Source organism: Nostoc sp. (assembly GCF_036917395.1).
Lineage (GTDB): Bacteria > Cyanobacteriota > Cyanobacteriia > Cyanobacteriales > Nostocaceae > Nostoc.
The window spans coordinates 21,679-34,876 of record NZ_JBALDI010000034.1; the positions used below are offsets into that span (position 1 = coordinate 21,679).

Annotated in this window: 9 protein-coding genes; all 9 read right to left on the reverse strand. The window is 41.1% G+C overall.

Features of this window, described 5'->3' with window-relative positions:
- Positions 1–95: 95 nt before the first annotated feature.
- On the reverse strand, positions 96–1,217 hold the full coding sequence (locus tag V7K46_RS12790) for a glycosyltransferase family 4 protein (RefSeq protein ID WP_335113592.1): 1,122 nt from the start codon (positions 1,215–1,217) through the stop codon (positions 96–98).
- A 58-nt stretch (positions 1,218–1,275) separates the two neighbouring features.
- Entirely contained in the window at positions 1,276–2,730 is a 1,455-nt protein-coding gene (locus V7K46_RS12795; protein ID WP_335113594.1) for an O-antigen ligase domain-containing protein, read from the reverse strand.
- 187 nt (positions 2,731–2,917) lie between these two features.
- The gene (locus V7K46_RS12800) at positions 2,918–3,874 is read right to left on the reverse strand and encodes a glycosyltransferase family 2 protein (protein ID WP_335113596.1); all 957 of its coding nucleotides are present in this window, start codon (positions 3,872–3,874) and stop codon (positions 2,918–2,920) included.
- Positions 3,792–4,988 carry a glycosyltransferase family 4 protein gene (locus tag V7K46_RS12805; RefSeq protein WP_335113598.1) on the reverse strand — a complete coding sequence of 399 codons (1,197 nt, stop codon included), beginning with the start codon at positions 4,986–4,988 and terminating at the stop codon, positions 3,792–3,794. Before V7K46_RS12805 ends, V7K46_RS12800 begins: the two co-directional genes overlap by 83 nt.
- A gap of 137 nt (positions 4,989–5,125) precedes the next feature.
- Positions 5,126–6,136 carry a glycosyltransferase family 2 protein gene (locus tag V7K46_RS12810; protein WP_442939836.1) on the reverse strand — a complete coding sequence of 337 codons (1,011 nt, stop codon included), beginning with the start codon at positions 6,134–6,136 and terminating at the stop codon, positions 5,126–5,128.
- 54 nt (positions 6,137–6,190) lie between these two features.
- The gene (locus tag V7K46_RS12815; protein WP_335113600.1) at positions 6,191–7,351 is read right to left on the reverse strand and encodes a glycosyltransferase family 4 protein; all 1,161 of its coding nucleotides are present in this window, start codon (positions 7,349–7,351) and stop codon (positions 6,191–6,193) included.
- A gap of 222 nt (positions 7,352–7,573) precedes the next feature.
- Positions 7,574–9,406 (reverse strand): heterocyst formation ABC transporter subunit HepA, encoded by a 1,833-nt coding sequence (gene hepA, locus V7K46_RS12820; RefSeq protein ID WP_335113602.1) that lies wholly within the window; start codon positions 9,404–9,406, stop codon positions 7,574–7,576.
- Between the two features lie 153 nt (positions 9,407–9,559).
- On the reverse strand, positions 9,560–10,279 hold the full coding sequence (gene hepC, locus V7K46_RS12825; RefSeq protein ID WP_335113604.1) for a heterocyst development glycosyltransferase HepC: 720 nt from the start codon (positions 10,277–10,279) through the stop codon (positions 9,560–9,562).
- A gap of 643 nt (positions 10,280–10,922) precedes the next feature.
- Positions 10,923–13,151 (reverse strand): GumC family protein, encoded by a 2,229-nt coding sequence (locus V7K46_RS12830; RefSeq protein ID WP_335113606.1) that lies wholly within the window; start codon positions 13,149–13,151, stop codon positions 10,923–10,925.
- Between the last annotated feature and the right edge of the window lie 47 nt (positions 13,152–13,198).

Genomic DNA, 13,198 nt, shown 5'->3' on the forward strand with positions numbered 1-13,198 from the left:
ATTATTCTTAACCACAGATGCACATATATGATGTAAATCTGTGGTTTTATTTTCATAAAATTGACTTTTGCTAAAAGTTTACTGTTTCATTTAGCCTATGAAATGCTTGGGATTGCAGAACGAATTGCACTAATAAAGTTTTGGGCATAATTCTGCGTTGAAAAATCGAGGGCGCGTTGCCTGGCAGCTATTCCCGCACTTCGGGCAAATTCTTGCTCGTCAAGATAGCGGAGAATTGCGATCGCTAATTTATCCGCATCGCCGTAAGGTGTTAATAGTCCATTCATCCCATCGGTAATAATCTCTGTCGGCCCGCCTGCATTGCCAGCAATCACAGGTTTACCCAGCGCCATCGCCTCAATAATCACAATCCCAAATGGCTCCTTATCTGATGCATGAACAAATACATCCATCGCCTGCACCCACTCCGGGATATTACGCTGTAGCCCAGCCATAATTACTTGCTCTTTCAAGCCCAAGGCGACAATTTCCGCTTTTAAGAAGTCCTCATAATCTGGTTCTAAATCGTGCTTACCGCCAATTACTACACAATGGGCATCAGGATACTTCTGTAAAATTTTGGGCATTGCTTGCACCAATACGTGCATTCCTTTCCATCGTTGCAATCGGCCAACAATTCCAATCAACGGTCCGTGTAAAGGTAAGCCTAGCTTCCGCCGTGCTTCTTCTGGAGTTGGCAAAGCATCAGGCTCGAATCGGTCTAGTGCGACACCAGGATAAACCAAGGGTGTTGGTCTGTGGGGCCAAATTTCTGCCTGTGCTTGCTTGCCATCTTGGGAGAGGGTGATAATTGCCTGGGCTGGGATTAAAGTAGCGATTCGCACCAACCAAGTCTTGTCACTAGGCACTTCTAGTTGATACCACACAGCAGGCAACCCCGCCAGTATTGCTGCCAAACCTCCAGATATATGCGTGATCCACATCCAATTAACAATTATATCTGCACGTTCGCGGCGGGCGATCGCAGCTATCCGAAAAACAGCGCCAATAAAACGGTGGATTTGGCGTAAACGTCCACTTTCTACAACTCGCGTATCAATACCGAGGGACTTTACTTCTTCTACCATCGGGCCGGATTCTAAAAATATTACTAGCCACTCGACACCAGCATTACGTCCCTGTTGCACTAAATCCCAAAGCATCATTTCACCACCGCCTCGTTGCTCGGCTAGTGGCATTACAATAATTGCTTTCATAATTTATATCAGTCCAATTTAAGTTGTAAGATTTTGTTTTTTAATAAACTTGAAAAGCTCAGAACCTCGACTTATTAGAGAAGTTGTGGTTCTTGGGATTGCTATAGTATTTATGTCCTGCCATAGCCATAGCTAAAAATCCCCAAAGAATCATCCCTGCCACACTCAACATGCCGCTACCGATAACTAACTGTGTAGCAGAACTAATACCAATGGCGCGGGCAGCACTGATAAAACTATCGAAACGACCTTCACCATAGCTGCTGACACTAATAATTAACAAGATTAATCCACCCATATAAAAGATGGCTCCAAACCAACCAAGGGTGAAAAACATATCTAAAATGCCACTATCAATCACCACCACTTCGATTTGACCAGTTTTTTCGTTGACCTTCCAGATATTTCCTAATCCGTTACCTAAACCATTAGAAAGAGCTAAACCAAGGTTTTTGTCATAAGTTCCCGATCTATCTTTAAAGCTGCCATCATCTTGAAGATTAGAAAAAGTTTCCAAACGCGCTGCTAAAACCCCAGAAATTGGCTCGATAGTTGTCAATGGGACAACACAAATTGCCATCACTACAATTATGGTAACTAAACGCATTTGAATCCGCGCCTTGACTGAACCCATAATCATAATTACTCCAAATAACCAGCCTCCCCAATTAGTACGTGCTTGTGTCAATAAAAAGGATAAATAACCAACAGCTGAAGCCGGAAAAATTAAATTTCCCGAACTTGTAAATAACAACAGTAAACCAGCTTGCATGACTGAACCAAACGGGCCGACTGAGTGCAATGTACTCCAGACACGCATCCCAAAAGGTACAGGATTTCCAGCACTCATGAATAGTTTTGATTGGATCAGCCAATACCTGTCCCACTCAGGAGCCACGACGAATTGATATACGCCATAAGCTCCTAAAATCAACACACACCAGAGGAATGTTCGCTGAATGTTTTGGCGATAGCTGGGATAATCTCGCCAGTTAATAAATAAGTGAAAAGCGAAGATGATCGGACTGAGCCAATCCATCAATCCACGTGCTACAGGGATTGGTGGGTTGTAAATCAGACCGACTAGAAAGCCATAGAACACTCCGATAAAAGCCAAAACAAACGGCAAGCCCCCTTGACCAGAGGCGCGGGGAAAGTGACGAAAGAATGTTGCTATAGTTACAAAAACCACTAAGTAGGGTGCTATGAGCATTTGCCGAGTAGAGTCCCAGCCCACCCGATAGTCAACTAAGCGGGTAGCTAAGGGTGTGAGAAACCAGATCCACCAGGTGAAGCTGATGTAGAGAATGGGATGCCGCAAGTATAAAAACACAGCTACTACTAAAGCTGTCACCGGATAAATTAGGCGCAATGCGGCAGTAGCACCAGCAAAATAGCAAACTACAGTCAGTAATACAAAACCTGCGATCGCCATCCAACCCTGTAGCGATCGCTCTTCGGGAGAATAGTTTTCTTGTAAAAAACTATTGAAAAGTATCTGCTTAGAATTCATTCAATTTTAGATTTTGGATTTACCAACTCGTTCCCTGGCTCCAGCCTGGGAATGCATTTATTGAGGCTCTGACTCAATGTCTGACTGGAGGCAGAGCCTCTAATCAGCCATTCCCATGCGGAGCATAGGAACGAGAGATACTTTACAAACATCCTCTTAATTGCCAAGTCAAACCTAGTAACTAGAGCTAAGAAGAAATTGAATTCATTTTGAATTTTGAATTTTGAATTTTGAATTCTTTATATCCTTGCCAACGCCCACGCCAGGATGCAAGCAATTTTTTACCCGCCAACTGCCCTTGGCTGGGTAAAAATCTCAGCCATTGGACGAAACCCAAACTATCGCATGTACCCACGAATACTGCCCAAAACAAAAATACAATCTGGCGGATAAATGGCAGATGCTCTAATAAAACTAAGGTTTCATTATGGACTAAATTAATAAAGGCAATTTCATTAAAGTTGTTTCGCTGATCTTCATCAAAACGTAGTGCTGGATAATGATTTACAGCAACGTTAGGATCATAAATTATCTTCCAACCAGCCCGCTTTAATGCCAGAGTGAATGCCATTTCAAAGTGTACTTGCGCTCCTGTACCGCGCATCCGCTCGTCAAAGCGCAATTGTCCGATTGCCTCTTTACGAAAACTCATGTTCACGCCCTTGAGAATATCGACTTCGCGGGGTTCTCCCACTCCCAGATGATGGTTGCCAATCACTCGCCCAAACCACTGCAACTGTCCCACTACTGGGCGAGATTCGTCTTCTAATTTGCTGCCGTGGTATATCCAATCACGCCCTCCCAGACCACCAAGACGACTATCGCAGGTAAAGTAAGCCACAATCCGCTCTAACCAATCCGGGTGGGGTGCGGCATCATCATCGGTAATAGAAACAATATCGCCTTCCACTGCTGCTAGTCCGGCGTTGAGAGCTGCCACTACCCCTAGTTGTGTCACTTTCACCGTATGCAGTGGCAAGTTGTGCACTGTGTATTGCGCCAGAAATTGCCAAGTTTCTGCATCCGTATCGCGGACAACCACTATCACCTGATCGACTGGTTTAGTTTGCTCCTGTAGCGCCAAAAGGCAGCGTGAGAGGTCTTGTGGACGGCGATAAGTCGGTATGAGAACGGTGTTCCGCATTCTTGCTTAACTCCTCAAATAGATCCACATAAGTTTGTGCCATAGCAGTCCAGCTGTGTTGTTCTGCCACAGAACGAGCAGCTTGACTCATTTGCTGCATATCTACACTTACCAAGGACATCATCGCCACAGCTAAAGCATCGATATCATTTGAGTCGGGTAAGACAATGCCACATTCTGGTGTGACTAACTCTGCACCCCCCGTAGCTGTGGCAGTAATTACTGGTAGTCCTGAAGAAAGTGCTTCTAACAATACGAGGCTACAAGCTTCATATCGGGAAGGAAAAATAAATAAATCTACTGACCGCATAATTTCGGGGATATCACGGCGAAATCCCACAAAATGCACGCGATCGCTTAACCCCAAGGATGCCGCTAGTTGTGGGAAGGGACTACCTTCGATATGACCTACCACCGCCAAATGTAAATCGGGAACTTTCACCAAGGCGTGTAGTACTGTATCTAAATTCTTTCTGGGTGTGCGGATATCTCCAGCAAACAAGGCTAGGGTGACATTCTCCGGTAAACCTAATTTTTGGCGGTCGCTTTGGCCAGGGGTAAACTCTTCTAAGTCAACGCCATTGACAATTACCCGAATTCGAGAACGCGGTACACCAATGTTGACTAATTCTTGAGCTACTTTTTCAGATACAGCCACCACAACTTGCGCTTTTTGGAAAGCCTGTTTTTCCCGACGGGCATTAAAAGCCGTAAATAGCCACTGGTAAAAACCATATAAATCGCGGCGGTTGCGAGAAATATGAACAGGCGATCGCAACCATGAACTGTGGACAAAATGTACAGCATTTACATTAGCCGCAGCCATATTAATTGCTCCATTGACTTTAACTAAATCAATGCTAGAGCGATTTTTACGTAACCAATCTGCGCTTTTTTGGGCAAATATGAAATTACGCACAAATTCGGTGGGATAACCTTTTACTGGAATTTTAATCCAATTAACTTGGCTATTGTCTTCTAGTTCTGGTGCGACTTCACTAGCTAATAATGTCAGTTGATGACCACGACGAATTGCTTCATTAGCAACCTCATAGTTTACCCGCCCCTGACCATCACCTTTTTTTATTTTATGAGTAACAATACAAAGTTTCATCAACTATCTTCCTGAGTAATATAAACTCACGCAAAAGTTTAAAAAAAGAGTTTAAAATAATGTTTTTATTCTCTCCGTGTCCTCTGCGTCTCTGTGGTTCGTTAAAAAATAAACTCAAAAATTTAGATACGATTACTCTAGTATTTCGATATTTTCATTAACTTACTTGCTAAAAACTGTGGAGTAAAACTAAGAGTAAGTGCTGCGATAGTTCGAGCATTAAATTTTTGTTTATTCAGCGCCTGCCAAAAATAAGGACGTGCTGCTGCTATCTGTTCACTTCGTAGCAAACCAATTCCCAAAGTGGTATTAGCTTCTAACCATTTCTGTTGAAAATACGTCCTAAATTCCTGTAAACGAGTGTCTTCCATAAACACTTGATAACAAAATATTTCGCTTTTAGCTTTGCGAATTTTTGCCTGCACATCTCGACTACCACTGAGCATGGTATCAGTTTGCTCATGGGCACGGTATCGCGTCAGCCTTTCTGGATAGTAGTAAGCCCCACAACCAGATACACAACAGAGATAAGTTAAATATAAATCCCACATGCCGCCAACTTCTGGGGGAATACTATCCCAATCCACAAAATTATTGCGAATCACACAAGCTGCCGCAGTAGGTATACTTTTATCTATTAACCCAATTTTATAGAAAGGTTGATGAATCCCTTGTGTTAACTTATCTCGCTTGTAACCACGTGTGTTTTCTTCAGTTCCAACATGATTAATTTTGCCATTAGCATCTATAATATATTGGTCGCAAAAAGCGATAATTAACTCTGAATTTACTTCTAGTATTGGTACAAGCTTTGCTAAAAAGTCTTCATTCCAGATGTCATCATCATGGAGACTAGCAACATATTTACCTCGCGCCATCTTGAAACCATGCTGCTGATTAGCTAGCATACCGACATTTTGCTGATGTCGCCAAAATTTGATGCGTGAGTCACCAAAAGATGCGACAAGTGCTTGAGGATTTTCTGGACTACAATTATCAGAAACAATGATTTCGATATTTTGATAAGTCTGTTTAATAGCACTAGCGATCGCTTGCTTGAGATATTCTGGTCGATTATAGGTAGGGATAATAATGCTGACTAAAGGTTGTTGGTCTTCTTGATGCAATGACATATTTTTTAACTTCATATTTATATTTCATAAATGAAAGATGTACACTTTAATATTTTGACTAAATTAAGGTTATTTAGCTTGAGATATGCTATAAATTTTTTCACCTTTGGAATTGAATTCAGCTATTGTTTTTGCATAAACTTTTCGCAGATTTTTTAGATGAGTATCTATTGTAAATTCCTTCATCAAGAAAGCATGGCCTTGTTCGCCCATGTGTCGGCTTTTTTGATAATCTGTATACAACTCATGAATGGCATCAGCTAGCTTTTGGATATTATTACCTGGAACAAGAATACCCGTTTTTCCATCTCGTAAATGCTCTGGAATACCTCCGACTGCACTACCAATGACAGGTCGATAATTAGCATAGGCTTCCAGAGTTACAAGACCGGCAGGTTCAGGCCAGACACTAGGGAAGATGACTGCAAAACACTGTTGATAAAGTTTATTTATTTTGTCAGGATCGCACCAGCCATGCCAAGTAATCCGGTTACTTAATCTGAGTGTGTTTGCTAACTTTTCTAACTGTGGGCGTTCCCATCCTTCACCTGCAATATCAAGTTTAATTTGTGGATCTGTATGTATTAAAGTTTTGAGCAACCATTCCAGACCTTTATCAGAAACAATCCGTCCCACAAACAAAATTCTATGATTTTGGTGGACTTCTAAACTTAGAGGTGCAGTTGCTGTTTTTGGTACGGATATACCACAGTGTAGCGTTACAGTCTGTTCAGGGGGTACACCGTTTTGAATCAACTCTTGTCGCACATATTCGCTATTAGCAATAAAAGTAATTTTTACCTTTTTTAATACATCTAAAAAATTCTGAGTTTTTTGAAGTTCTCTAACAGTTCTTAAAGGTCTACGGCTACCACATTTATCTATTAGTTTACCCCAGGTACATCCTAAGTAAGAAAAGTTGCGATCGCAGACTGTGCGCTGCCCTGCTAAATACTTTGTGCCACTAGGACAGTAGAATGAGTGATTATGAACGCTGAAGATGGTAGGACATTCGCCTGTAAGCTGCAAGAGTAAATCTGGGCTGTGGATATGCAACAATTTAAACTGGCTTTGATCAACATTCTTCAGCGATTTTATCACGCGATCGCTAATATCAGGTGGTCGATGTTCAAACAGAGAAGCTAAATAAGTTTCGACACCTCCGCCCCCACCTACTTCAAAATTGGAGCATTGATAAATCAGGTCTTTGTCAAATATTTTCTGGTACATATTTTCTGTTATTGTTCAGTATATTGCACTATTTTTAATAGTTTTTAAAAATTATGTTTAGAGATAATGAGCATGATAATACTGTTTTATTTGCAATGTAATTTCACCAAATTAATGATATAAATACATAGGTAGGCGCTTACGGCTGTAGGGATATACAGCCGATTTATATGTTGCAGGTCTTTTGGTAATTGGATATTATTTCTAATCTGATTGCCTTATTTAATACTGCATTTGATGATACTTCCAAAGCTTGCCTTTGAGTTCTAGCAGTTCTTGATACTTCCCTTGCTCTACTATCCGTCCCTGTTCTAAAACTACAACTTTATCTGCTTTAGAAATAGTAGAAAGACGGTGAGCGATCGCAATTACTGTTTTCCCAACAGATAGCTTTTCTAAGGAATCTTGAATTAAACGCTCAGATACAGAATCTAAGGCACTAGTTGCTTCATCCAAAATCAAAATTTCTGGGTTCCGTAGTAAAGCACGCGCAATAGCAACTCGCTGCCTTTGTCCTCCAGATAATCTAACACCTCTATCTCCAAGCTGGGTGTTAAAACCTTCGGGCATTTCCAAAATAAATTCTAGTGCATTCGCTAGTCTAGCAGCTTCTTGAATTTCATCATTAGTGGCTTCAGGAGTCCCGTAAGAAATATTCTGCCAAACATTAGTATTGAAGATAAAAGTATCCTGACTGACGACAGCTATTTTCCGACGTAGGGAGTGAATTTCAAACTGCCGGACATCAATTTCATCAATGTAAAGATATCCATCTGTAGCGTTATAAAATCGGGGAATTAAATCAGCAAGGGTTGTTTTACCAGCACCAGATGCTCCGACTAATGCTGTCATTTTTCCCTTTTCAAGAGTAAGGGTAATATTATGTAGCACTAGATTATCATCATCGTAGCCAAAATCTACAGATACTAAATCTATTGACCTTTTTAAGCCTTTAAACTCAATTATGCCATTTTGAAAGTAATATTTATCATCACTTTTCAACATATTTTTAATGTTGTCTGCCGAGCCATGTAAAGTGCTGAGATATGCTCTCGTACCATTAATATCTTGAACAAACGGGATAAAGCGAAATAGCACAAAGAAAAAGGTTAGCAAAGAAGCAACTTGTAGCGTTCCATTGGTAACAAGGTTAGTAAACGCCAAAATAATCATTCCGATCAATACGGTAGTCGCTACGCCTTCAGCAATTGGCTTAACAAGTGTCCAGGTGAATACAACTTTAGTTGTACTACTTATTACCTTGTCGCTAGCTTTGTAGTAACGCTGACGTTCAAATTCTTGAGTACCACAGGAGTGAACAGTGCGAATGCCATTAATAAATTCTATGGCTGTTGATGTAAAATTAGCATTAGCAGTTGTCATGCCAAAACTTGATTCTCTGACTCTAGCGTTCAGATTGGATAACCCTACACCTAAAAGTGTAAATAGTAATGCCGAAATCAGCGTCAGTTGCCATGATATCAAAAACATTGATATTAAGTAAACAAAGGTTGTTAGTCCTCTAGTTACTAAAAAGGCTGTGCCGCTGAAACCCTGTCTGATTTTTTCAATTTCTGTGGTAATTGTGTTAATTAGTTCACCAGAACGAGTTTTGGCAAAGTAACTTAGTGACAAGGATTGTAACTGTTCAAAAATTTGCTTCCGTAAGCGATCGGCAAGATGTAGTTGAGATAATTCAGTGTAGACTTGGGAAAAGTAATTAAAGGTTGCACGTAACCAAGTACTCAATAAAATTAGCAGAGATACGCGGTACAGACGATTAATTGCCGATGTCTTGGCTCCCAAAATCCAAATATCAAACCAGTGTATTCCTGTCTGGACAGGTTGAGCGTTGGGACTAGTTAAGCTTTGCAAAAAGGAAAGTAAAAACCCAATACTCACACCTTCAAAAGTTGCTGCCAGAACTGAGAATATCAGAGCTAGAGTTGCAATTTTGCGAAAGTGTTTAAATTCTCGCAATATCAAATAGTTGTCTTGCCAAAAGCTGCTAGCTTTGAGCAGACTACGAAGTTGTTGAGGAAGTTGGAAATGCATGAATTTTTCTAACAATAATTTGGTATGTAATACCGATTATCTGTGAGGTTGTATAGAACAAAAGGATTTTGCCCCAAGTGTTACTAAGCCTGATTTTGTGCAGTTTCACAAAGAAATCAGGAGTTAGGAGTCAGAATTATGACTTCTGAATTCTCAAAGTGTTTGGCTATCCAGATGTAACAAGTGGGGCTGTGCCTCTACTTCCCATGAAGCCGTAACTTCTGGTAGTTTATTTAGCTGTACTGCATCTTCTAAAGTCCAACAACGAGATCCGATCAAACTCATGTCACCCCGTAGCACGTTAAATAACTGGGGCAGATTGTTCAGACTGTATTTACCCATCCAACGCCCTAGCGGTGTGATGTTGTGTGTGCAAAACCTGATTGCTTGAAAGAGTTTACCCCGTTCTCCAACACGCCACTCACGGCAAAAAAGTGATCCTGGCGAGTAAACCTGCATTAACACAATCAATCCCAACATGACTGGACTTACTAATAGCAACAACACCAAAGCAGCAATCCAATCAATTAGTCGCTGCAATTGTCTCAAGGGTTGCTTAGGCATTTTATTGCCAGTGGGTATGCTTAGGAATATTGGTTTTTTAGCTTCTTCACATGCATCTGCCCAAAACCTGAGTAAAGCCTCACCCAGCTTTGGATCTATGCTTACCAAACTTACAGGAGAATGTTGTAAGCATTCTACTAGCGATCGCTTACTATCTAATGAAGGCAGATATGGTTGTTTAACTCGTCCAGGCGGCTTCACCAACAGCTTACCCCGCCGCCACTGGAGTGTGCAGTACCCATGATTCTCTTGGTGTTCCTGGGTTACATCATATAAATTCTCTAGAGTTGGAATTATTGAAGTTGTCATATGTCTTTGGGTTTATACAGGAGTGAATTGCTGAGGCGTTATCAAAGGCTATCAATGCCAAAGACCCAAATCCGAATCTTGTTGTAAGTCCAAAAAGTTGGAGATAATTGAGGGCAAAAATATGTTATTGCTATTTGCCACTCAGCCAAGCACATATCGTGTATAATTATGCTGGTGTAGAGGTGTATTAATCAACGTTACTATCAATATTCATGGGCAATCGATATTTTCCGGTAACTACTGACAGTAGAGAAATGTAGAGGGAAATTACCCATGAATCTATATCTATGTTTAATTGCACTGAGGTGTTGATTGGATCGAGATATTTAACAAAACCAGTCCACTCTTGTCTTCTAGCCTTTATGAAGGTGCTTTAATCTCTAGAATATAAGACGATGTAGAAATAGCGATCGCTCAAATAAATTCTTTATTTACTCTTTAAAGAGCCTGTGATTTCTCTGAAAACTCATAAAGATAGTATAAATATACTGGAATTTTCCTGATAGGATCAAAATTAAATTTTGTTCATCAAAACGTAGGGTAGCACAGTTGTGCCACCCTACCGTGTGTTGCATTTAAACTAATTAGATCCCCGACTTCTCTATGAAGTCGGGGATCTGGGGATCTATCGTAGCCGTACTAGCTACTTTTCCACAGCTTGTCGCAGTGCTAATTGCTGTTGTTTGATATAGGGTACGTAATTACTGCTAGAGTTTGATACCCCGTTAGCTACAACCCCAATCAGATTTAACTTACTTAACATGGCTGTAGCTTGAGTAAGCTGACTTCGCGTCACAATACCAATGCTTGCCACCATGACCACGCTACGACAAGATGATGCGGTGAGCATGGCATCCACTAAACCGAGAACTGGGGGAGCATCTATGAGTACCAAATCATAGTTTTCCTCAAATGCTGCCATTAATTGCATCATCCGAGGGGAACTTAACAGATTAGCTGGGTCAGCAGGTTTGGGGCCAGCGGTCAAAATATCGATGTAGGCGGAACCTGAGTATTGAAAACTAATCTGGTTGGGTAAAGTTGCATCACTAGCCAATAGAGTTGAAAGCCCCTGTTCATTGGGAAGATTCAGTTGTTGGTGCAGGCTGGGATCGCGTAAGTTGGCATCAATCAGTAACACCCTTTTGTGTAAACGGGCAGCACTCATCGCCAGACCCAAGGCCAAAGCTGATTTACCCTCATCGGCTAAAGCTGAGGTGATCATCAAAGATTTCAAGTTAGTAACAGTATTTAAAAGTTCAATATTCTTGTAAATCAGATCCAGCGATTCCCAACGCGGTGGAGATTGTAATACCTGAATTGTCCAGGGGGCGAGAACTTCTGGCTTACCAAAAGGCAACTTGATCATTGATTCTCTGGGTTTGGCTGGCGGTAACTTGGGAGTTGTTCCCAACAACGGCATGGCCATTTGCTTTTCTAACTCAGCAGTGGTGTGAACTGCATCATCAGCCGATTCCCGAATAAAGGCAGCAATCCCTCCTAACATAAACCCAACTACAGCACCTAACAGCAAATTCTGTTGGAGATTGGGGCCTAATTGTGCGCCTTTTTGAGGATCTTCCACAACTTCCCAATTAAATCCACCCTTGGAAAGTTCTTGCCGTAATTGCTGTTCTGCTCTTAAAAGCTGCTCTAACCTTTCACGACTAAATTGCAATTGGGGTAGCATCCGATTGTAATAAGCCAACAGAGGCGGGAAGCGTTTAATTTCCAAACGCAGCTCATTTTCTTTCTGGGCCAAAGTTTGATCGCGAGCAGTTAAAGCAACTATATTGGTCTGTGTTTCCACTAACTGACCAGCAAGGCTGAGATCAATTTCACCGAGCTGTCCTTTTTCGAGGAGAGAGTCTCCAGAACTGAATGCACCAGCAGATTTTGGGCCTAAAGTCCTTCCTACTTCTTGTTGCAATAATTCCTTCTGGCTTTGAAGCTGTTCTTTGAACTTTTGCACACTCGGAGTCTGATCTGTAAAGCGTAAGCGTTCTTGTGCTAGTGCCAGTTCTGTTTTTTGGATTTCGTTCAGTAAGCCTTGATAGCGAGTAGACTGACTCAGGCGGGAAGCAACTAAAGCATTTTGGGGAGAACGGTTAAGTTGTTCTTCCAAAGATTTTTGGCGTGCCAAAGCTTCCCCATACTGAGAACGAGTTGTCTGTCGCTCTTGGGCAATATTGTTCAAAGCCGTCTCAATAGCTTTGGCCTGTGACTCTGGATCAATTAAGTTCTGATTTCTCCGAAATCTTTGTAGATTTGTCTCAGCCGCGTTTACTTCTTCACTGGCTTTACTTAACTGTTCCCTGATAATTTGCAGACCTTTTTGTAAACGCGAATTCTGTTGTTCTTTGTTATATTCCACATAAACTTGTCGAATTGCACTTAGAACTTTTTGTGTTTTTTCTGGATCTCCAGCAGTGTATTCAACTTGAAAGATTTTAGTAGCGACATTATCTTCTTTGCTCCTTATTTGAGTTAAGACCAAAGAAGCTTTAATTTCAGCTGAAGTTATGTCGGGATAATTAGACTGAAGTTTATCAACTGCTTTTTGGATGAGTCCTGAACTCTGCATCAGGTTAAGCTGAGTTGCAGTATCTATCACAACATTAGAGTCGGTAAACTGGTTGTCTAACCCTGCTCCTTCTGTCTTACCTTGATAGTTAGGTTCTACTAGCAGTTGCATCGAACTTTTATAAGTTGGTTTTGTCTTAAAAGTTACTATACCTGCAAGAGCAATACAACTAATTAATACTGCTAAGAACCAAGGAAATCTTCGCACAAATACCGCAAGCATTTGTCCGTAACTTGGTTCAGTTTCAGAAGCTGGAGTTATATGAGGATTTAGACTACTTTGAACCACTTTTATTATCCTTGTCTTTTCTACGAAAGGCTACACCAACAAGACTT